The 20,205-nt window shown below is 71.2% G+C and carries 18 protein-coding genes; 9 read left to right on the top strand and 9 right to left on the bottom strand.

What is annotated here, in order from left to right; all coding sequences use genetic code 11:
- Positions 1 to 87: 87 nt before the first annotated feature.
- The 3 genes from ACFVT5_RS26570 to ACFVT5_RS26560 form a co-directional block, all read right to left on the bottom strand.
- A complete protein-coding gene (locus ACFVT5_RS26570; protein WP_389892919.1) occupies positions 88 to 735 on the bottom strand; it encodes a TetR family transcriptional regulator in 648 nt (215 codons plus the stop codon).
- The gene (locus tag ACFVT5_RS26565) at positions 732 to 1,556 is read right to left on the bottom strand and encodes a sugar phosphate isomerase/epimerase family protein (protein ID WP_389892916.1); all 825 of its coding nucleotides are present in this window, start codon (positions 1,554 to 1,556) and stop codon (positions 732 to 734) included. The genes ACFVT5_RS26570 and ACFVT5_RS26565 overlap by 4 nt, the downstream gene beginning before the upstream one ends.
- Positions 1,557 to 2,490: 934 nt before the next feature.
- Positions 2,491 to 3,423, bottom strand: coding sequence for a Ppx/GppA family phosphatase (locus ACFVT5_RS26560; RefSeq protein WP_389892913.1), 933 nt, complete (start codon positions 3,421 to 3,423; stop codon positions 2,491 to 2,493).
- A gap of 71 nt (positions 3,424 to 3,494) precedes the next feature.
- Here ACFVT5_RS26560 and ACFVT5_RS26555 point away from each other — a divergent pair, with 71 nt between their 5' ends.
- A complete protein-coding gene (locus ACFVT5_RS26555) occupies positions 3,495 to 4,415 on the top strand; it encodes a hypothetical protein (protein WP_389892910.1) in 921 nt (306 codons plus the stop codon).
- Between the two features lie 12 nt (positions 4,416 to 4,427).
- On the opposite strand, the gene ACFVT5_RS26550 is transcribed toward ACFVT5_RS26555, so the two are convergent.
- A complete protein-coding gene (locus tag ACFVT5_RS26550; RefSeq protein ID WP_389892907.1) occupies positions 4,428 to 6,245 on the bottom strand; it encodes a hypothetical protein in 1,818 nt (605 codons plus the stop codon).
- Positions 6,246 to 6,498: 253 nt separating this feature from the next.
- On the opposite strand from ACFVT5_RS26550, the gene radA reads away from it, so the two are divergent.
- On the top strand, positions 6,499 to 7,908 hold the full coding sequence (gene radA, locus ACFVT5_RS26545) for a DNA repair protein RadA (protein WP_389892904.1): 1,410 nt from the start codon (positions 6,499 to 6,501) through the stop codon (positions 7,906 to 7,908).
- A gap of 79 nt (positions 7,909 to 7,987) precedes the next feature.
- A complete protein-coding gene (gene disA / locus ACFVT5_RS26540; protein WP_389892901.1) occupies positions 7,988 to 9,112 on the top strand; it encodes a DNA integrity scanning diadenylate cyclase DisA in 1,125 nt (374 codons plus the stop codon).
- Between the two features lie 1,094 nt (positions 9,113 to 10,206).
- Here disA and ACFVT5_RS26535 read toward each other — a convergent pair.
- Positions 10,207 to 11,022, bottom strand: a complete 816-nt coding sequence (locus ACFVT5_RS26535; protein WP_389892898.1) for a hypothetical protein — start codon at positions 11,020 to 11,022, stop codon at positions 10,207 to 10,209.
- A 190-nt stretch (positions 11,023 to 11,212) separates the two neighbouring features.
- Between ACFVT5_RS26535 and ACFVT5_RS26530 the strand changes: the two genes are divergently transcribed.
- The 5 genes from ACFVT5_RS26530 to cseC all read left to right on the top strand — a co-directional run bounded on the left by ACFVT5_RS26530 (position 11,213) and on the right by cseC (position 15,834).
- Positions 11,213 to 12,184, top strand: a complete 972-nt coding sequence (locus ACFVT5_RS26530; RefSeq protein ID WP_389892895.1) for an A/G-specific adenine glycosylase — start codon at positions 11,213 to 11,215, stop codon at positions 12,182 to 12,184.
- Positions 12,185 to 12,478: 294 nt separating this feature from the next.
- Positions 12,479 to 13,018: a SigE family RNA polymerase sigma factor gene (locus tag ACFVT5_RS26525; RefSeq protein WP_389892892.1), complete on the top strand. Its 540-nt coding sequence runs from the start codon at positions 12,479 to 12,481 to the stop codon at positions 13,016 to 13,018.
- A gap of 8 nt (positions 13,019 to 13,026) precedes the next feature.
- On the top strand, positions 13,027 to 13,710 hold the full coding sequence (locus ACFVT5_RS26520; protein WP_389892889.1) for a hypothetical protein: 684 nt from the start codon (positions 13,027 to 13,029) through the stop codon (positions 13,708 to 13,710).
- Between the two features lie 34 nt (positions 13,711 to 13,744).
- Positions 13,745 to 14,461 (top strand): two-component system response regulator CseB, encoded by a 717-nt coding sequence (gene cseB, locus ACFVT5_RS26515; protein ID WP_389892887.1) that lies wholly within the window; start codon positions 13,745 to 13,747, stop codon positions 14,459 to 14,461.
- Between the two features lie 32 nt (positions 14,462 to 14,493).
- Positions 14,494 to 15,834 carry a two-component system sensor histidine kinase CseC gene (gene cseC / locus ACFVT5_RS26510; RefSeq protein WP_389893005.1) on the top strand — a complete coding sequence of 447 codons (1,341 nt, stop codon included), beginning with the start codon at positions 14,494 to 14,496 and terminating at the stop codon, positions 15,832 to 15,834.
- A 55-nt stretch (positions 15,835 to 15,889) separates the two neighbouring features.
- On the opposite strand, the gene ACFVT5_RS26505 is transcribed toward cseC, so the two are convergent.
- The 3 genes from ACFVT5_RS26505 to ACFVT5_RS26495 form a co-directional block, all read right to left on the bottom strand.
- The gene (locus ACFVT5_RS26505; protein ID WP_389892884.1) at positions 15,890 to 16,339 is read right to left on the bottom strand and encodes a VOC family protein; all 450 of its coding nucleotides are present in this window, start codon (positions 16,337 to 16,339) and stop codon (positions 15,890 to 15,892) included.
- Between the two features lie 75 nt (positions 16,340 to 16,414).
- Entirely contained in the window at positions 16,415 to 16,852 is a 438-nt protein-coding gene (locus ACFVT5_RS26500) for a helix-turn-helix transcriptional regulator (protein ID WP_389893002.1), read from the bottom strand.
- A gap of 188 nt (positions 16,853 to 17,040) precedes the next feature.
- Positions 17,041 to 18,657: an MDR family MFS transporter gene (locus ACFVT5_RS26495; protein WP_389892881.1), complete on the bottom strand. Its 1,617-nt coding sequence runs from the start codon at positions 18,655 to 18,657 to the stop codon at positions 17,041 to 17,043.
- A 217-nt stretch (positions 18,658 to 18,874) separates the two neighbouring features.
- Here ACFVT5_RS26495 and ACFVT5_RS26490 point away from each other — a divergent pair, with 217 nt between their 5' ends.
- Positions 18,875 to 19,462: a TetR/AcrR family transcriptional regulator gene (locus ACFVT5_RS26490; protein ID WP_389892878.1), complete on the top strand. Its 588-nt coding sequence runs from the start codon at positions 18,875 to 18,877 to the stop codon at positions 19,460 to 19,462.
- A gap of 42 nt (positions 19,463 to 19,504) precedes the next feature.
- Here the strand turns inward: ACFVT5_RS26490 and ACFVT5_RS26485 are convergent, their stop codons facing one another.
- Positions 19,505 to 20,182: a M23 family metallopeptidase gene (locus ACFVT5_RS26485; protein ID WP_389892875.1), complete on the bottom strand. Its 678-nt coding sequence runs from the start codon at positions 20,180 to 20,182 to the stop codon at positions 19,505 to 19,507.
- Positions 20,183 to 20,205 lie beyond the last annotated feature (23 nt).

The following is a 20,205-nucleotide window of genomic DNA, read 5'->3' as shown; positions in this document are numbered from 1 at the left end:
ACGTCCCCTGGCCGGGCCGGAAGGCGCCGCCGGGCCAGGTCGCCGGAGCCGGGCGCCGTTGCGGCGGGAAGAAGTGGCCCCGTTGGGTCAGGGGTGGGGGTTGGGGTCGGTCAGGTAGCGCTGGAGGGTGGGGGCGACCATCGTCACGATGTGTTCCGGGTCGGCCGTGGCCAAGGGGTCCACTCGGATCACGTACCGCAGGATGGCGATGCCGATCATGTGGGAGGCGGCCAGTTCGGCGCGGAATCTGGGGTCGGGTACGTCCAGGTCGCGGGCGATGCGTTCGAGGAGTTGGCGTAGGACGAACTGGCGTAGGACCTTCGCCGCCGCCTCATGCGTGAGCGCGGATCGGATGACGGCGAGCAGGGGGGCGCGGGTGGCCGGGTTCTCCCAGATGCCGAGGAAGTTGCGGGCCAGCCGCTCGCCGATGCCCTCGCTGCCGCGCCCGAGGATGGTGGTGAGCATGAGTGCCGGTTCGAACGACACCTCGATGGCCGCCGCGAAGATCTCGTCCTTGGTACCGAAGTAGTGGTGGACCAGCGCCGGATCGACCCCGGCGGCCTTGGCGATACCCCGTACCGATGTCTTGTCGTAGCCGCGCTGGGCGAACTCCTCGCGGGCGGTGCGCAGGATGCGTTCGCGGGTGTCCGGTCCGTCGGCCGTCTCCTCGCGGGTGGGACGGCCTCGACGGCGGGGGGCGCTGCCCTTGCCGGTGTCCTTGCCGGTGCCGGTCATGAGCGGTTGGCCTTGACGGCCGACGCGAGGTGGAGCCGGGTGAAGGCGAGGGCCTCGGCGAGGTCGGCCTCGCGCTCGGCGCTGGACATCGCGCGGCGCGTGTTGACCTCGATGACGACATGGCCATCGAAGCCAATGGTCGCCAGGCGTTCCAGAACCTCGGCGCAGGGCTGGTTGCCCCGGCCCGGTACGAGGTGTTCGTCCTTGCCGGATCCGGTGCCGTCGGCGAGGTGGACATGGCCGAGACGGTCGCCCATACGGCCGACCATGGCGAGCGCGTCGTTGCGGGCGGTCGCGGTGTGGCTGAGGTCGATCGTGTAGTGCCGGTAGTCCTCGGTGGTGGGGTCCCAGTCGGGTGCGTACGCGAGCATCTCGCGGTCGCGGTAGCGCCAGGGGTACATGTTCTCGACGGCGAACCGTACGTCCGTCTCGCCGGCCATGCGCCACATGCCACGGACGAAGTCGCGGGCGTACTGGCGCTGCCAGCGGAAGGGGGGGTGCACCACGACGGTGGAGGCGCCGAGTTTCTCGGCGGCGGTCCTGGCGCGCTGGAGCTTCGTCCAGGGGTCGGTGGACCAGACGCGCTGGGTGATCAGGAGACAGGGGGCGTGCACCGCCAGTACGGGGACCCGGTGGTAGTCGGAGAGACGGCGCAGGGCCTCGATGTCCTGGCTGACGGGGTCGGTCCAGACCATGACCTCGACGCCGTCGAATCCCAGCCGCGCGGCGATCTCGAAGGCGGTCGCCGTGGACTCCGGGTACACGGAGGCCGTCGACAACGCGACCTTCGCATCCGGGATCCGCACGACTGGTTCTGCCACGAGGGACAGCGTACGGGGCGCTGCGCGGCTGGACCGGGGGGACGGTCCCGGCGCCCCGGGGCTGGACCGGGGGACGCCCCCGGTACCTCCGGCGGGGGCGCCCCTGCGGGGCGGGCGCCCTGCCCCGGCGGGGGGGGCGGTCGGGGGGGATGCCGCCTTGCCCCCGGCGGGGGCCGTCGCGGATTCCGCCGGACACCCGACGCGGGGGTTGAGCGCCGCTGCGGCGGAAGGAAATGACCCTGGCGGGTCAACCGCCTTGCCCCCCGGCGGAGGCCGTCACGGATTCCGCCGGACACCCGACGCGGGGGCTGAGCGCCGCTGCGGCGGGAAGAAACGACCCTGGCGGGTCGACGGCCCTGCCTCCCGGCGGAGGCTGTCTCGGAATCCGCCGGACACCCGGTACGGGAGCCGAGCACTGCTACGGCGGAAAGAAACGACCCCGGCAGGTCGAGAGCCTTGCCTCCCGGCGGGGGCCGTCGCGGCGGAAGGAAATGACCCTGGCGGGTCGACCGCCTTGCCCCCCGGCGAGGGCCGCCGTGGATTCCGCTGGACACCCGGCACCGTGGCTGAGCACCGCTGGGGCGGGGAGGAATGACCCCCGGCGGGTCGACCGCCCGTCACGGATACCGCCGGACACCCCGCGCCGGGGCCGAGCGGCGCTCCGGCGGAAGGAAATGACCCTGGCGGATCGACTGCCTCGCCAGGCCGGGGGCCGTCGCGGATTCTGCCGGGCACCCGGCACGGGGGCCGAATGCCGCTGCGGCGGCGAGAACGACCCCGGCGGGTCGGCCGCCTTGCCTCCCGGCGGGGGCCGTCGCGGGTTGCGCCAGGCACCCGGTGCGAGCCCGGCGGGTCGACCGTCTCGGAGCCCGGCTGGGGCACTGCGCCCCGCTTCTTTCCCGTCGCAGCGGTGCTCAGTCGGCGTCGTCGGGGGTTACAGGTCCGGTAGGGAGTCCAGGCGGCGGAGGATTACTCCCTCTCTTAGGGCCCAGGGGCAGATTTCCACTGATTCCAGGCCGAAGAGGTCCAGGGCTCCCTCGGCGACCAGGGCGCCGGCCAGGAGCTGGTTGGCGCGGCCGTCGGAGACGCCGGGGAGTTCGGACCGTTCCGCCACGGTCATGGCGGCGAGCCGTGGGACCCAGTGCTCAAGGGACTCCCGCTTCAGCTCCCGTTGCACGTACAGGCCGTCCGCGGTCCGGGCGGCGCCGGCCAACCGCGCCAACTGCTTGAACGTCTTCGACGTCGCCACCGCGTGATCCGCCTTCCCGAACCGCGCGAACTCCCCCACGGTCCGAGCGATCTGCGCCCGCACATGCCGCCGCAGCGCCCGCACATCCGCCGGATCGGCGGGATCCCCGGGCAGCCACCCGGCGGTGAGCCGCCCGGCGCCCAGCGGCAGCGACACGGCCGCGTCCGGCTCCTCGTCCATCCCGTACCCGATCTCCAGCGACCCGCCGCCGATGTCGAGGACCAGAAGCTTCCCCGCGGACCAGCCGAACCAGCGCCGGGCGGCGAGAAAGGTGAGCCGGGCCTCCTCCGCACCGGTGAGAACCTGAAGCGCGACCCCGGTCTCGGCGGTGATCCGGGCCAGTACCTCGTCCGCGTTGGTCGCCTCCCGCACCGCGGACGTCGCGAACGGCAGCAGATCCTCGACACCCTTGTCCTCGGCGGCCTGGAGCGCGTCGTGCAGGGTGGAGATCAGCTGCTCGACACCCTCCGGGCCGATGGCACCCTGTGCGTCCAGGAGTTGGGCGAGCCGCAGCTCCTCCTTGTGCGAGTGCGCGGGCAGCGGCCGGGCACCCGGGTGGGCGTCCACCACGAGCAGATGCACTGTGTTCGAACCCACGTCGAGGACACCGAGTCTCATGAACGGAACGCTACTGCTCGGGCGACACTGCGACGTCCGCGGGAGCCCTCCCGCGCGCATACCCTGGAGACGTGCCCAAGACGAAAAAGGCGAAGAACAGCAATCCCGGCAGTTCCGGTATTTCCGGCAAGGCCGGTAAGGACCGGAAGGTGGGTAAGGCGTTGAAGGACGCGACGGTGCCCGCGGTGACGAAGTCGCGGAAGAAGGCCGGGGCCCCCGACGAACAGGGCCTGGACTTCGCCCGTGCCTGGGTCGAGTTCCCTGACCCGTCGGACGGCGAGCAGATCTTCCGGTGCGATCTGACCTGGCTGACCTCGCGCTGGAACTGCATCTTCGGCAGCGGCTGCCAGGGCATCGAGGCGGGCCGCGCGGACGACGGGTGCTGCACACTCGGCGCCCACTTCTCCGACAAGGACGACGAGAAGCGGGTCGCGGGACACGTGGCACGGCTCACACCGGAGATGTGGCAGAACCACGGGGTGGGTACGGAGTCGGGCTGGACCCAGGAGGACGAGGACGGCGACCGGCAGACCCGCCGCTGGGAGGGTTCCTGCATCTTCCAGAACCGTCCCGGTTTCGCCGGCGGCGCGGGCTGCTCGCTACACATCCTGGCCCTGAAGGAGGGCCGCGAGCCGCTGGAGACGAAGCCGGACGTGTGCTGGCAGCTTCCGGTCCGCCGCACCTACGAGTGGATCGACCGGCCCGACGACACCCGCGTACTCCAGGTGTCGATCGGTGAGTACGACCGCAGGGGCTGGGGTCCCGGCGGCCACGATCTGCACTGGTGGTGCACATCGGCGACCTCGGCGCACGGTGCGGGCGACCCGGTGTACGTGTCCTACCGCGCGGAGCTGACCGAGCTGATGGGCAAGGCCGGGTACGACCGCCTGGTGGCGCTCTGCGAGCAGCGTCTCGCATCCCAGCTCCCGCTCGTGGCCCCGCACCCGGCGGACCCGGCCGACCCGACAGACCGGGCGACCACCACATCGTGACCACACCTGGCCTCAGCCGCCAGTCCCCGTAGGACTCGCACCCCCGTCGGACGGCGGAGCCGAGCCGCCCGGGTCGGACGGGGTGCCCGGGTCGGTCGGGGTCGGCTCCGGGTTCGTGGGTGTGCCCGGGTCGGTCGGGCCTGGGCCGGGGTCGGACGGGGTGCCGGGATCGGTCGGTGTCGGGTCCGGGCTCGACGGGGTGCTCGGTTCGGTCGGTGTCGGGTCGGGGTGCTGGGTGTGCGGCGGGCGGTGCGGTCGGCGGCCGTACCCCTCGACGAGGATCACCGCGCCGGAGGGGTCGATCGCGATCCGCGCGCTCCAGTGGCCCCGGGGTTGGGCGCGGTGGTCGACGTACACCTGGATCGTGAACGACTCGCCGGGGGCCAGGGTTCCCGAGGCGCGGCTGAGGTGGAGCCAGGAGGCGTTCGATCGGGCCGACCAGCTCACCGGTGAACCCCCGGACGCCGTCAGCGTGATGAGGGTGAGGTGGCCGCTCGGCTGGGCGTCCACGGTGAGTCTGCCGGGACCGATCCCGGCGCGGGAGGGCGACGCCCCGGGGCTGATCACCTCGACGGAGACGTCCGGCGACCCGTTCCCGGGGGTGTAGTGCGGATCGGGTGTCGTCCGGGCGTTGCCCGCGCTCTCGTACGCGTCGCCCGTCCGCTCCCCCTCCGAGCCGCCGGGCGTTTCCGAGTCGCTCGCCGTCACGGACCGTCCGTCGGTGCCCTCGCCGGTCAGCGGGGCGCCGCGGTAGGCGGCCCATAGCGCGAGTACGGGGGCGGCCACCACCGTCGCGACGACCGTCGTGGTGACGGCCCGCGCGCGCAGCCGGTCTCGGCGCGCGGCGCGGTCCTTGGGGTCCATCGGGAAGCCGCGCCGGTCGAAACGGGGACCGCCACGCGCGCGGGGCGCACGGGCCAGGGCGGTGTGCAGCGCCGCGCGCGGGGCCTGGATCACGGGGAGCGCGTCGGGGCCGGCGTCGGTGCCGGGCCAGGTGCCGGGTGACGCGCGCTCGGCGGTGAGGCGGCAGCGCGGGCAGTCGTCCACGTGCCGGACGAGTTCGCGGCGCAGGGCGGTGCCGAGGAGCAGTTGGTCGTCGCCGGTGAGTCGGGCCACGCTCGGGCAGGTGCCGGTCTCGACTACGGCGAGAGCGGCGCGGGTGCGTTCGACCTCGCAGGCGGCGGACGCGAGGAGTTCCCGGGCGCCGGCGAGTTCGAGGCCGGTGACGGCGGCGACCTCGTGCGCGGAGAGCCGGTGCCGGACGGCCAGTTCCAGGGCCTCGCGCTGCTCCGGTGTGGTGCCGGCCGCCTCCGGCCAGGCGAGCAGGGCGAGTTCGCGGCGCCGCCGCTGTTCGGTCTCCTCGTTCATCGGCACGGGCGCGGGCGCGGGTGTGTCGGAGCGGTGCCCCGCGCGCGTAGACGCACGGCGGCCGGTGCCGCCGTCCCGCGCGTGGGCGCCGCCCGACGGTGCGGGTCCGGTGGATGCGGCGTGACGTTTCCTCTTGGCCACGTTGGCCTCGTTGGCCTCGGTCAGCTTGCGCAGACAGGCCCAGCGGGCCAGGGCGTAGAGCCATGCCCTGTGATCGGTCTCGGCTTCCGGGCCGCGCCCGCCGCGTCGTTCGGCGAGTGCCAGGACGTCGGCCAGGGCCGCGGTCGCCGCGTCGTGGTCGCACAGGACGGACAGGCAGTACGTGAACAGGCCGTCCAGATACGGCTCGTGGGGCGCGGGCGGGCGCTGGGGCACGGTGCGGGGTGCGGCCTGCTTCCGCGCGTCCCTTGGCGCCCGGTGTGCGCCGGTGGTGTGCGTGGGGGTCTCCGTCCAACTGCTCATCACCCGTGCGACCGTAGGTGCCGCTGAACGGCACTTCCGGGGACTTGAGCACATTTAATCCTTACGGGTGAACAGATCCCTCGATAGGGGACACGAAGCCACCATTCCGTGGCCTGGCCTCTCACGGAGCGCGGCCGGAACGGGCCGGAGCGCGGCCGGAACGCCCCGGAACTCCCGGTTTCCGGCGGGCCGCCGCCGCAGCCGGACCAGGGGGCGGGCGGGAGTGTCGGTGCGGCCGGTTACGGTTCGGTTCATGGCCACCCGTACCAAGACCGCCAAGGACCGTCCGTCCTACCGCTGCACCGAGTGCGGCTGGCAGACGGCCAAGTGGCTCGGCCGCTGCCCCGAATGCCAGGCGTGGGGGACGGTCGAGGAGTACGGCGTGCCCGCTGTCCGTACGACCGCGCCGGGCCGTGTCACCACGTCGGCCGTGCCGATCGGTCAGGTCGACGGCAGGCAGGCGACGGCCCGCTCCACCGGCGTGCCCGAGCTGGACCGGGTCCTCGGCGGCGGTCTCGTACCGGGCGCGGTGGTCCTGCTCGCGGGTGAGCCCGGTGTCGGCAAGTCCACGCTCCTCCTGGACGTCGCCGCGAAGGCCGCCGGCGAGGAGCACCGCACGCTGTACATCACGGGTGAGGAGTCGGCGAGCCAGGTGCGGCTGCGCGCGGACCGCATCAAGGCCATCGACGACCATCTGTATCTGGCCGCCGAGACCGATCTCGCCGCCGTTCTCGGGCACTTGGACGCCGTGAAGCCGTCCCTGCTGATCGTGGACTCCGTACAGACCGTCGCCTCACCGGAGATCGACGGCGCCCCGGGCGGCATGGCGCAGGTGCGGGAGGTCGCGGGCGCCCTGATCCGTGCCTCCAAGGAGCGCGGCATGGCCACGCTCCTTGTGGGCCATGTCACCAAGGACGGCGCCATCGCGGGCCCGCGCCTGCTGGAGCACCTGGTCGATGTGGTGCTGTCCTTCGAGGGCGACCGGCACGCGCGCCTGCGGCTGGTCCGGGGCGTCAAGAACCGGTACGGCACGACGGACGAGGTCGGCTGTTTCGAGCTGCACGACGAGGGCATTACGGGCCTTACCGACCCGTCGGGCCTGTTCCTCACCCGCCGTGACGAGCCGGTGCCAGGCACCTGTCTGACCGTCACGCTGGAGGGTCGCCGCCCGCTGGTCGCCGAGGTCCAGGCGCTCACCGTCGACTCGCAGATCCCCTCGCCGCGCCGCACCACGTCCGGTCTGGAGACCTCGCGGGTGTCGATGATGCTCGCCGTCCTGGAGCAGCGGGGCCGGATCACCGCCCTCGGCAAGCGGGACATCTATTCCGCGACGGTCGGCGGGGTGCGCCTCTCGGAGCCCGCCGCCGACCTCGCCATCGCGCTCGCGCTCGCCAGCGCCGCGAGCGACACCCCCCTGCCGAAGAACCTCGTCGCGATCGGTGAGGTCGGCCTCGCGGGCGAGGTCAGACGGGTCACCGGCGTCCAGCGCCGGCTGTCCGAGGCGCACCGGCTCGGCTTCACGCACGCCCTCGTACCCAGCGATCCCGGCAGGATCCCGGCCGGGATGAAGGTCACCGAAGTGGCCGACATGGGGGACGCGCTGCGGGTCCTGCCGAGGAGCCGTCGCCGAGAGGCCCCACGGGAGGACGACGACCGCCGGTAGACTTTGCCCCGGTCTCGCCCGTCCGTGCGAACTGTGTACGAACAACGGGCGCCCCAGAACCGTCGACCGGAGGAGAGCAGTGGCAGCCAACGACCGGGCAGCAGCTCCCGGCAAGTCCGGCGGTAGCTCCGGTTCCGATGGGCTGATGCGTGCCGCCCTGAGCGCGGTCGCGCCCGGTATGGCGCTGCGTGACGGCCTGGAACGCATCCTCCGCGGCAACACCGGAGGGCTGATCGTCCTCGGCTCGGACAAGACCGTCGAGGCGATGTGCACCGGCGGTTTCGTGCTCGATGTCGAGTTCACGGCGACGCGTCTGCGGGAGCTGTGCAAGCTGGACGGCGGCATCGTCCTCGACAAGGACATCACCAAGATCCTCCGTGCCGGGGTGCAGCTCGTCCCCGACCCGACGATCCCCACCGAGGAGACCGGCACCCGCCACCGCACCGCCGACCGCGTCAGCAAGCAGGTCGGTTTCCCGGTGGTCTCGGTCTCCCAGTCGATGCGGCTGATCGCGCTGTACGTGGACGGGCAGCGGCGGGTCCTGGAGGACTCGGCGGCGATCCTGTCCCGCGCGAACCAGGCCCTGGCGACCCTGGAGCGGTACAAGCTTCGCCTGGACGAGGTCGCGGGCACGCTGTCCGCGCTGGAGATCGAGGACCTGGTGACGGTCCGGGACGTCAGCGCGGTGGGGCAGCGGCTGGAGATGGTGCGGCGTATCGCCACCGAGATCGCCGAGTACGTGGTGGAGCTGGGTACGGACGGTCGGTTGCTGACCCTTCAGCTGGACGAGCTGATCGCCGGCGTCGAGCCCGAGCGGGAGCTGGTCATCCGGGACTATGTGCCGGAGCCGACGGCGAAGCGGTCCCGTACGGTCGATCAGGCGCTGTACGAGCTGGACGCCCTGTCGCATGCGGAGCTGCTGGAACTACCGACCGTGGCACGTGCGTTGGGCTATACGGGGTCGCCCGAGGCCCTGGACTCGGCCGTGTCCCCGCGGGGCTTCCGACTCCTCGCCAAGGTGCCCCGCCTGCCCGGGGCCATCATCGACCGGCTGGTCGAACACTTCGGCGGCCTCCAGAAACTGCTCGCCGCGAGCGTGGACGACCTCCAGACAGTGGACGGAGTCGGCGAGGCCCGAGCCCGCAGCGTCCGGGAGGGACTGTCGCGGTTGGCGGAGTCGTCGATCTTGGAGCGGTACGTCTAGCCTGCGGCTCGCTGACCGGTTTCCTGGGCGGACGCCTACGTCATGACCTCCGGTCGGGTAGCGAGCGGCTGCGCCGCGTCATGACCTCCGGTCGGGGAGCGCCGTCGCGGCGAGCAAAAACCCCGGCTGCGCCGAGACGCTCCCCGCTCCGCCGCGACAAATCCCCACCCGCGCTGCGCCCAGCCTGCGGCTCACTGACCCGTCCGGGCCGCGCCGAGCGATGACCGCCGGACAGGGATCACGGTGATACGCGCCACTGCGGCGGACAAGAATCCGGCTGCGCTGCGTTATGACCGCCGGTCGGGGATCACGGTGGTTGCGTGCCATCGCGGCGGACAAGAAAGCGGCTGCGCCGCCCACAACCCCAGCTGCGCTGGGACGCTCCCCGCTCCGCCGCAACAAACCCCCACCCGCGCCCCGCCCAGCCTCCGGCTCACTGACCCGTCCGGGCCGCGCCGAGCGATGACCGCCGAACAGGGACCAGGATGGTTACGCACCACTGCGGCGGACAAAAAACCCGGCTGCACCGCGTCATGACCGCCGGTCGGGGATCCCGGTGGTCGCGCGCCGTCGCGGCGGACAAGAAACCCGGCTGCACCGGGACGCCTCAGACCGGCTGCGCCGCAAAACCCCGCCCGTGCCGGGAGGCTCCCCGCTCCGCCGCAACAAACCCCCGCCCCCGCTGCGCCCAGCCTGCCGCTCGCTGACCCGTCCCGGCCGCGGCGAGTCATGACCGCCGGGCACCTATCACGGCGACTGCGCACCATCGCGGCGGAGAAGAACCCGGCTGTGCCGGGACGCCCCCACTGGCCGCTTCGCGAGACCCCGGCCGCGCCGGGACGGTCCCGGCACCACCGCCGGAACAAACACCCGGCCGCGCAGCGTCATGACCGCCGGTCGGGGATCGCGGTAGTTGCGCGGCGCTCCTGTGGACAAAGAACCCGGCTTCGCCGGAACAAGACTCCCGGCCCGCCGGAAACAAACCCCCGGTCGCCCCGCCAAGGCCCGCGCTGCGAAGCGTCGGGGTTCGATGTGGTGCCGTCGGGCCCGGTCGGTGGTTGGCAGCGGTGTGGCCCCACCGCCTCTTAGCTCTCTTAATCCTCCGTCAGAACGAACGACGCGCGGGCTACCGGCAAGCCCGGGGCGTTTGCCTCGACCAAGTAGGTGCCTGAGGTTGCCGAGGTCGCCGGAGGTGTCGCGCAGTTGGGGGCCGACTGTTTGCGGTCCCAGTCGAGCGTGTGGGTGACGCGGCCGTCGGCCGGGACCCGTAGCAGCAGGCTCCCGGAACCGGCGGGGCAGTCCTTCGAGGACCAGATCTGCTTGTCGTCGCCGGACTGAGTGATCGTCACCACGGCCTGCCGGGGACCGAGATCGAGCTTGCAGGCCGTACCCGAGGAGTTGTCCGCGATCAGCTCGAACCGCGGCTTCCCGCCCGGCGCGTAGGAGTTGCGGACACTCCGTAGCGTCAACTTCACCGAGTTCGTGGTGCAGTTGGGCAACGGGGAACCCGCCGGCAACCGGTCACCCGAGCCGGCGCCATTGGCACCGTCGTCCGCCCCCGCCCCGGACGAGTCGCCGGACCCCTCCGTCGCGCCGGAACCGCCGGTGCCACCCGTACCCGTACCCGTACCCGACGTGTCGCCGGAGCCGTCGCCGCTGCCCTCGGACTCGTCGCGCCCGCCGGGGTGTTGACTGATGGCGGGCCCGGACTCGGAGGGACCCGGGGTGATGGACTGCACCGGATTCTTGCCCTTGGAGTCGCTCGCGTTGCCTCCGCCACCGCCGCCGCCCGAGGTGACGATCCAGGTGACCAGCAGGGCGAGGAGCGCGGCCATGGACAGCAGAACGGCCCTCCGACGCCAGTAGATGGTGGAGGGAAGCGGCCCGACCGGATTGCGCAGAGATCCCACGGCGCAAACTGTACGAGAGATCCGGGGCTTCTCCTGCCCCACCCGCCGCCCTGGACGGCAACTTTTGCGGATCATCATCCCGGCACCCACCCGAAACGGACGGCAGGCGGGGCCGAACCGGTCGTGAACGGGCTCCACCCCGCTGTCGTTCGCCGGTTCGCCGGCCGGCCATGGCAGGATCGGAACCGCCATGACTGCGCCCACGAAGCCCCTGCCCCGTACCGGCGGTGCCGGCCGCAACAGCGGTGCCGGCCGTACCGCACCCGAGCCCCGTACCGCTCCCGAAGTCCCGCACGCCCTGCATGAACCCGTCATCGACTGGTTCGACGACCACGCGCGCGATCTGCCGTGGCGACGCCCCGAAGCGGGCCCCTGGGGCGTGATGGTCAGCGAGTTCATGTTGCAGCAGACCCCGGTCAACCGGGTGCTCCCCGTGTACGAACAGTGGCTGGCCCGCTGGCCGCGCCCCGCCGACCTCGCCAAAGAGGCGTCCGGCGAGGCCGTACGCGCCTGGGGCCGGCTCGGCTATCCCCGGCGCGCGCTGCGGCTGCACGGCGCCGCCGCCGCCATAACGGAACGGCACGGCGGCGACGTACCCACGGAGCACGCGCAGTTGCTGGCGCTGCCCGGCATCGGTGAGTACACGGCGGCGGCCGTGGCCTCCTTCGCGTACGGGCAGCGGCACGCGGTGCTCGACACCAATGTGCGGCGCGTCTTCGCCCGCGCGGTCACCGGTGTCCAGTACCCGCCCAACGCGACCACCGCCGCCGAACGCAAACTCGCCCGCGCGCTGCTGCCCGAGGACCAGGGGGTCGCCGCCCGCTGGGCCGCCGCCTCGATGGAGCTGGGCGCGCTGGTGTGCACGGCTAAGAACGAGAGCTGTGTGCGCTGCCCGATCGCCGCGCTGTGCGCCTGGCGCCTCGCGGGCAAGCCCGAGCACGAGGGGCCCGCACGGCGCGGACAGACGTACGCGGGGACGGACCGCCAGGTGCGGGGCAAGCTGCTCGCCGTGTTGCGGGACGCGGTGACGCCGGTGCCGCAGGCCGTGCTCGACCGGGTGTGGCACGAGCCGGTGCAGCGGGCCCGCGCGCTCGACGGTCTCGTCTCCGACGGTCTGGTCGAGCCGCTGCCCGGCGGTCTGTACCGGCTGCCGCAGACCTGAGGCCCCGACCTGTCACCTGTTACGGAATCCCGCGGGACAAACTGAGGGCCAAACTGAGGGCCAACCTGACGAACGACCCGCGGGACAAATCGTCCCAAATTATTCCTTAACACCCTTAAAAACGGGCCGCCTTACCCCGTACCTACATCTGTTACACAACCGACGGCCAGCCGTGCGTCCGCCGCGTGCTGCCCCGCACAGCCTCGTGACAACTCCTCCGTAGCTTCATTCCTGTGCCGACGAGGCACAGGAAATGACCCATCGACCACGGGTCGGGAACGGAGGCGGTTGATCATGGCGCACGGCGAGGTGCTCGAATTCGAAGAGTACGTCCGCACGCGGCAGGACGCCCTGCTGCGCAGCGCCCGCCGTCTGGTCCCCGACCCCGTCGACGCGCAGGACCTCCTGCAGACCGCGCTGGTCCGGACCTACGGCCGCTGGGACGGCATAGCGGACAAGCGGCTCGCCGACGCCTATCTGCGGCGCGTGATGATCAATACGCGGACGGAGTGGTGGCGGGCCCGCAAGCTGGAGGAGATCCCGACCGAGCAGCTTCCGGAGGCGCCGGTCGAGGACTCCACCGAACAGCACGCGGACCGTGCCCTGCTGATGGACATCATGAAGGTGCTGGCTCCGAAGCAGCGCAGTGTCGTGGTGCTGCGACACTGGGAGCAGATGTCCACGGAGGAGACGGCCGCCGCCCTCGGCATGTCGGCCGGAACGGTCAAGAGCACGCTGCACAGGGCACTGGCCCGGCTCCGCCAGGAGCTGGAGAGCCGCGACCTCGACGCACGCGCGTTCGAACGTGAGGAGCGGGAGCGTTGCGCGGCGTAGGTACCGGGATGAGAGCGACCGTGCCGTCCGGGCCGGTCGGACCAGGTGGTCCGGCCGGCCCGGACGGGCACCGGCGCAGGGCGCTGAAGGCGGGGAGTACGGCGGTGGCCGTGCTCGCCGCCGTCGGCCTTTTCATGGTCGCCTGTTCCACCGGGGGCACCGGCACCCGGGACGAGGGTCCGGCCCGTACCGACGCCGTGGGCCGGACGACGGTGTCCCCCTCCCCCACGCCGTCCCCCACCCCGAAGCGGGTCGACGCGGTCAAGCTGGTGATGGAGGACCCGGAGGTGAGCCCCGCGGTCAAGCGCGATCTGCGGCCCTGCGTCGCCGACGAGTACCCGATCGACGTGTCGTACGGGAATCTGACGGGCGTGGGCTCGAACGATGTCGTGGTCAACGTGATGACCTGCGGAGACGCGGTCGGCATCGGCTCGTACGTCTATCAGCCCGAGGGCAAGACGTACCAGAACGTCTTCAAGTCCGAGGAGCCGCCGGTGTACGCCGAGATAGACCGGGGCGACCTGGTGATCACCAAGCAGGTGTACGCGAAGGGTGACACCGTCGCCTATCCGTCCGGCGAGGACGTGATCACGTACCGCTGGGCCGCCCGGCGCTTCGCGGAGCAGGCCCGCACACACAACGACTACAGCAACGCGGTCGGCGGCGGCGCCACCGCTCCCGCCGAGAACTGAGCCGGAACCGAGGGAACAGAGGGAACAGAGTCGGATGGCAGAGCAGACCCACGTCCTGTTCGTGGAGGACGACGACGTCATCCGCGAGGCCACACAACTCGCCCTGGAGCGGGACGGCTTCGTGGTCACGGCGATGCCCGACGGGCTCTCAGGGCTGGAGGCGTTCCGCGCGGACCGCCCCGACATCGCCCTGCTCGATGTGATGGTGCCGGGTCTGGACGGGGTGAGCCTGTGCCGCCGTATCCGCGACGAGTCCACGGTCCCGGTGATCATGCTCTCGGCGCGGGCCGACTCCATCGACGTGGTGCTCGGTCTGGAGGCCGGGGCCGACGACTATGTGACGAAGCCGTTCGACGGTGCCGTGCTGGTCGCCCGGATCCGGGCGGTGCTGCGGCGCTTCGGGCACGCGAGCGGGCCGGTCGGCGGTTCGGCCGGCTCCGCCGACGACCAGCCTGCGCCGCTCGGCGGGACGCTCACCTTCGGCGATCTGCAGGTCGACACCGAGGGCATGGAGGTGCGGCGCGCGGGCTCCACGGTCGGGCTGACGCCCACCGAGATGCGGCTGCTCCTGGAGTTCTCCGCCGCGCCCGGCACCGTGCTGTCCCGCGACAAGCTCCTGGAGCGGGTGTGGGACTACGGCTGGGGCGGTGACACCCGCGTCGTGGACGTCCATGTGCAGCGGCTGCGGACGAAGATCGGCCAGGACCGGATCGAGACGGTCCGCGGTTTCGGCTACAAGTTGAGGGCCTGAGCGGGGACATGGACGCGGACATGAACCCGGACATGCGGGGGACCCGGCGGCGCCTCACGGCCCTGGCGCGACCCAGTATCCGTACGGGGCTGAAGTGGAAGCTGAGTGCCGCCATCGCGCTGGTCGGCGCGCTGGTGGCGCTCGCCCTGAGCCTGGTCGTGCACAACGCGGCCCGGGTGTCGATGCTCGACAACGCGCGCGATGTACAGGACGAGCGCATCCAGTTCGCGCAGCGGATCTACGAGTCCACCGGACGGTTCCAGTTCGGTACGAAGATCGACGACCCGGCGATGCCGCGCGAACTGCTGGCCAAGGCGTCGGCGGGGCGGCGCGCGACGTTCGTCGCCGAACACGCCAACGGCGTCCCCGACATCTGGGCCGCCGTACCGCTCAAGGACGGGCAGGTGCTGTCGCTGCACACACGGTTCACGGACCGTAGCGCGACCGTGATGAAGGACCTCGACCAGGCCCTCGTCATCGGGTCGATCGCCGTCGTCTTCGGCGGCTGCGCACTCGGCGTCCTGATCGGCGGACAGTTCTCGCGCCGGCTGCGCAAGGCCGCGACCGCTGCCGAACAGGTCGCGCAGGGGCACACCGACGTCCGGGTCCGTGAGGCGATCGGCGGGATCGTACGGGACGAGACGGACGACCTCGCGCGGGCCGTCGACGCGATGGCGGACACACTGCGGCAGCGGCTTGAGGCCGAGCGGCGGGTCACCGCGGACATCGCGCACGAACTGCGTACGCCGGTCACGGGCCTGCTCACCGCGGCGGAACTGCTGCCTCCGGGGCGGCCCAGCGAACTGGTCAAGGACCGGGCGCAGGCGATGCGGACGCTGGTCGAGGACGTCCTCGAAGTGGCCCGCCTGGACAGCGCGACCGAGCGTGCCGAGCTGCACGACATCATGATCGGCGAGTTCGTCACCCGCCGGATCGCGGTACGCGGCGGCGATGTCGAAGTGCGGGTGGTGCACGAGTCGGAGGTCACCACGGACCCGCGCCGCCTTGAGCGGATACTCGGCAACCTGCTGGCGAACGCCGCGAAACACGGCAAGCCGCCGGTCGAGGTGACCGTCGAGGGGCGGGTCGTGCGGGTACGGGACCACGGGCCCGGGTTTCCGGAGGCGCTGCTGGACGAGGGGCCGAGCCGGTTCCGCACCGGCAGCGCCGACCGCGCCGGACACGGGCACGGGCTGGGGTTGACCATCGCGGCGGGACAGGCACGGGTCCTTGGCGCGCGGCTGACGTTCCGGAACGTACGCGTCCCGGGCGCCGGGGACGACGGGCCGGCCGAGGGGGCGGTGGCGGTCCTGTGGCTGCCGGAACACGCCCCCACCAGCACCGGCAGCTTCCCCATGCTGGGAATCCCGTAGCCCTGGAACGGTCGGTCACCCGGTCGGTCACCCAGCCCCGGAACGGTCGGTCAGGTCAGCTGGACCAGTTCTTCGTCTCGTCCAGGCCGCCCTCCCGGCGTTCCGTGAACGAGAACCAGTTGCCCGAGTCGTCGCGGAAAATGGCCTCAGTGCCGTACGGCCGTTCCTGCGGGGGCTGGATGAACTCGACGCCCCGGGCCTTCAGCGTGGCGTAGTCCCCGTGGATGTCGTCCGTGGTCAGGACGCCCGCGCCGAGGATGCCCTTGGCGACGAGCGTCCGGACGGCCTCGGCCGACTCCGGGTCCATCGCCGGAGGCCCCGGCACCATCAGGGTCAGCACCACATCGGGCTGGTCCTTGGCGCCGACCGTGAGCCAGCGCATTCCGCCCTCGCCGCCCATGGTCATGTCGTGACGGACCTCCAGGCCCAGCTTCTCGGTGTAGAACGCCTTGGCCCGGTCCTGGTCGAGGACCCAGACGGTGGAGATGGCGAGTCCTTTGATCATGGTGCGCTCCTGGGGAGGGGGTTCGGATGGGGGATGGGGTCGATGACTTCCCTGTCACCGTAGGCAGTGGGCCCCTCAGCCCGCTTCTTCAGAATTGCTGCGCTCGCCCTCACCATCGACGGCGCCTGCGCCGCCGCCTTTGCCCTCGCCGTCACCACCCCGCCCCGGGAACCCGCCCGCCCACAGCATCGCGTAGCACCCCGGTATCAGAGCGGCCCCCCGGCCCACATGCCGGACCCGGTACTCGCTGGGCGTCAGGCCCGTCCGCTCCTTGAACCGTGTCGAGAAGGTGCCGAGGCTGCTGAAGCCGACGAGATGGCAGATCTCGGTCACCGTGAGATTCGCCGAGCGCAGCATCTCCTCGGCCCGCTCGGTCCGGCGCCGCGACAAATACTGGCCGGGCGTCTCCCCGTACGCCCCCTTGAAGGCGCGCACGAAGTGGTACCGCGAATAGCCCGCGTGGGCCGCGACCGCGCCCAGGTCGAGGTCCGGGTCGGCCCAGTCGCGGTCCATCGCGTCCTTCGCGAGCCGGAGCTGCCGCAGTCTGTCCACTCCCGCATGCTGACACGCCCCACTGACAACGGCCCGTATGGAACCCGTACGAAAACCGTAGAAACCCGCACGGAAGGACCGTCCACGCAGACGACAGCCCCCGAGCGCTCGTGCGCACCGGGGGCTGTCGGGCCGAGGCGAGGAGCCGGTCAGACGGCCTCTGCAACCGCCTTACCGTCCAGCGCGGAGTCCCCGTCCGCGCCCTCGGCCTGCTTGGTGGGTGCGGCACCGCGCAGCGGTACCTCCTTCACGAAGAAGGCCGCGACCAGGGCGGCCACCGCGATGATCGCGCCGAGCAGGAACGCCGAGTGCGTACCGGCCGACACCGCGAACTGGTACGCCTCGCGCACCGGAACCGGCAGCTTCGCCAGGCTCGCCGCGTCGAGCTGCGCCGACTTCTCGGCGACGTTCCCGCCGAGCTGCCCGGCGCGCTCCGCCATCACGTCCTTCACCCGGCTGTTGAACAGGGCGCCCATGATCGCGACACCGAAGGAGGAGCCGAGCGTACGGAAGAGGGTGGTCGAGGAGGAGGCGACGCCCATGTCCTTCATTTCCACGCTGTTCTGCGCGACCAGCATGGTGATCTGCATCAGACAGCCCATACCGGCACCCAGGACGGCCATGTACACACCCGAGGTGAAGCGGCTCGTACCCGTGTCCATCTGGGCGAGCAGGAAGAGTCCCGCGACCAGCAGCACACCGCCGACGATCGGGAAGATCTTGTACCGGCCGCTGTTGGTGGTGACCCGGCCCGCGATCAGCGAGACGACCATCATGGCGAGCAGCATCGGCAGCAGGAGCAGCCCGGAGTTGGTGGCGGACGCGCCCTGCACGGACTGCTGGTAGAGCGGCAGGAAGAGGACCGCGCCGAACATCACGAAGCCGGTGATGAAGCCGATGATCGACATCAGGGTGAAGTTACGGCTGCGGAAGATGTGCAGCGGCATGATCGGCTCGGCGGCCTTGGTCTGGACGATGACGAAGCCGATCAGCGAGGCCACGCCGATACCGATCAGCTCCATGATCATGGCGGAGTCCCAGGCGTACTCCGAACCGCCCCAGGTGGTGACGAGGACGATCGAGGTGATGCCTATGGTGAGCAGCGCGGCGCCGAGATAGTCGATACGGCCCTTGGACCGCTTCTTCGGCAGGTGCAGCACGGCCGTGACCATGACCAGCGCGACGGCGCCCAGCGGCAGGTTGATGTAGAAGGACCAGCGCCAGCCGAGGTGGTCGGTGATGGTGCCGCCGACCAGCGGGCCGCCGATCATGGCGAGCGCCATCACGCCGGCCATCATGCCCTGGTACTTGCCGCGCTCACGGGGCGGGATCAGGTCGCCGATGATCGCCATGACGCCGACCATCAGACCGCCGGCGCCCAGGCCCTGGATGGCGCGGAAGCCGATGAGCTGGCCCATATCCTGGGCCATACCGCTGAGCGCGGAGCCGATCAGGAAGATCACGATCGAGGTCAGGAAGGAGCCCTTCCTGCCGTACATGTCGCCGATCTTGCCCCAGATCGGGGTCGATGCGGCGGTCGCGAGGGTGTAGGCCGTGACGACCCACGAAAGATGCTCCAGACCGCCCAGTTCCCCGACGATCGTCGGCATCGCGGTGCCCACGATCATATTGTCGAGCATCGCGAGGAGCATCGCGATCATCAGTGCGAGCAGGACGACGCGCACGCTGCGGGGCTGTTTGCCCTCCGGTGGCGCATCCTGCGCGGATTCGGGCACGGCATCTGCCGTCGACTTGACCTCGGACATGGCACTCCCCCTGGGACGCGACTGAACGTTTAAGGAAGCGGGGCGAACGATTCCTGTGCTTCCTCGCGGTTCCGGCTACTGCTTCCCGTACTACTTCCCGCTGGCACTTACTTGCCGCCTGGCTAGTTGGCTACACTAGGGGAAGTTAGTCGCGTAACTAGCCGGGCGTCAAGTAAGTTTTTGGCAATGGGCGCGAGCATGCGAGGGAGCAGCCACGGTGGACAGCGGCAGGCAGCAGCGCAGGGGGAACACCCGTCAGCGCATCCAGGACGTGGCCCTCGAACTCTTCTCTGAGCAGGGGTACGAGAAGACCTCGCTGCGGGAGATCGCCGAACAGCTCCAGGTCACCAAGGCGGCGCTCTACTACCACTTCAAGACCAAGGAGGACATCCTCCTCAGCCTCTTCGAGGATCTGACGCGGCCCATCGACGAGCTGATCGAGTGGGGCAAGGAGCAGCCCCACAGCCTGGAGACCAAGCGCGAGGTGCTGCACCGCTACAGCGACGCACTGGACGGGGCGGCGCCGCTCTTCCGCTTCATGCAGGAGAACCAGGCGACGGTACGGGAGCTGAGCATCGGCAACCTGCTCAAGGACCGGATGCTGGCGATGCTCGCCATCATCAAGGATCCGGACGCCGAGCTGACCGACCAGGTCCGCTGTGTGAGCGCCCTGTTCACGATGCACGCGGGGCGGATGGCCCTGAACGAGGTCGACGGCGCCCCCGAGGACAAGCGCAAGGCCGTCCTGGAGGTCGCCGTCGATCTGGTGACCCTGGCACACACCGGGACGCGCACGCATACGTGAGCGACCGGCACCCGTACCGAGCGGGTCAGGGCATGACGTGGATCAGACGCCGACGCCCACCGAACGCAGGAACGCCATCGGGCTGATCGCGGAACCGTAGTTCGGGGTCGTACGGATCTCGAAGTGCAGGTGCGGACCGCTGGAGTTGCCGGTGTTGCCGGACAGGGCGATGTTCTGGCCCGCGGACACGGACTGGCCTATCTTCACGTTGATCTTCGACAGGTGGGCGTACTGCGAGTACTTGCCGTTGCTGTGCTTGACCACGATGGCGTTGCCGTACGCGGGACCGTCGCCGCCGCCGTTGCCGCCGGCCTTGACCACGGTGCCGGCACTGGCGGCCTTGACCGGGGTGCCGACCGGGACGGCGAAGTCCTGGCCGGAGTGCTTGTGGGCCCACATGCCGCCGGCCTGGGCGAACCCGGCGGAGAGCGAGTACTTGTCGACCGGCTTGACCCATGCCGGCGCGGCCTTCGCGGCGGCCGGAGCCTTGACCGTGACGGTCTGGGGCTTGGCCTGAGCGGCCTTCGCCTGCGCATCGGCCTGGGCGTGCACGTTGGCCGCGACGGACGACGGCGCGGCGGTCACCGCCTGGCCGGTCCCCACAGCGGCCGCGACCCCGCCACCCAGCAGCATCGAAACTCCCAGGCCCCCGGCGATGACAGCCTTGCGGGTGCGGAGCAGGGACGTGATGGGGCGGTCGGACGTGGCGCGCTTGAACATTCGGTTACCTCCGGGATGAGCGG

Origin of the sequence: Streptomyces sp. NPDC058001 (genome assembly GCF_042886315.1) — a bacterium.
Taxonomy (GTDB): Bacteria; Actinomycetota; Actinomycetes; order Streptomycetales; family Streptomycetaceae; genus Streptomyces.
Note: the sequence above shows the minus strand (reverse complement) of the source record. Positions and strands in the feature narration are given on the sequence as shown.

Excerpts from the sequence above, each read along its gene's own strand:
- ACFVT5_RS26570 (WP_389892919.1), bottom strand. The coding sequence starts at position 735 with ATGACCGGCACCGGCAAGGACACCGGCAAGGGCAGCGCCCCCCGCCGT.
- ACFVT5_RS26560 (WP_389892913.1), bottom strand. The coding sequence starts at position 3,423 with ATGAGACTCGGTGTCCTCGACGTGGGTTCGAACACAGTGCATCTGCTC.
- ACFVT5_RS26550 (WP_389892907.1), bottom strand. The coding sequence starts at position 6,245 with ATGAGCAGTTGGACGGAGACCCCCACGCACACCACCGGCGCACACCGG.
- radA (WP_389892904.1), top strand. The coding sequence starts at position 6,499 with ATGGCCACCCGTACCAAGACCGCCAAGGACCGTCCGTCCTACCGCTGC.
- ACFVT5_RS26530 (WP_389892895.1), top strand. The coding sequence starts at position 11,213 with ATGACTGCGCCCACGAAGCCCCTGCCCCGTACCGGCGGTGCCGGCCGC.
- ACFVT5_RS26525 (WP_389892892.1), top strand. The coding sequence starts at position 12,479 with ATGGCGCACGGCGAGGTGCTCGAATTCGAAGAGTACGTCCGCACGCGG.
- ACFVT5_RS26520 (WP_389892889.1), top strand. The coding sequence starts at position 13,027 with ATGAGAGCGACCGTGCCGTCCGGGCCGGTCGGACCAGGTGGTCCGGCC.
- cseB (WP_389892887.1), top strand. The coding sequence starts at position 13,745 with ATGGCAGAGCAGACCCACGTCCTGTTCGTGGAGGACGACGACGTCATC.
- cseC (WP_389893005.1), top strand. The coding sequence starts at position 14,494 with ATGCGGGGGACCCGGCGGCGCCTCACGGCCCTGGCGCGACCCAGTATC.
- ACFVT5_RS26505 (WP_389892884.1), bottom strand. The coding sequence starts at position 16,339 with ATGATCAAAGGACTCGCCATCTCCACCGTCTGGGTCCTCGACCAGGAC.
- ACFVT5_RS26500 (WP_389893002.1), bottom strand. The coding sequence starts at position 16,852 with ATGGACCGCGACTGGGCCGACCCGGACCTCGACCTGGGCGCGGTCGCG.
- ACFVT5_RS26495 (WP_389892881.1), bottom strand. The coding sequence starts at position 18,657 with ATGTCCGAGGTCAAGTCGACGGCAGATGCCGTGCCCGAATCCGCGCAG.
- ACFVT5_RS26485 (WP_389892875.1), bottom strand. The coding sequence starts at position 20,182 with ATGTTCAAGCGCGCCACGTCCGACCGCCCCATCACGTCCCTGCTCCGC.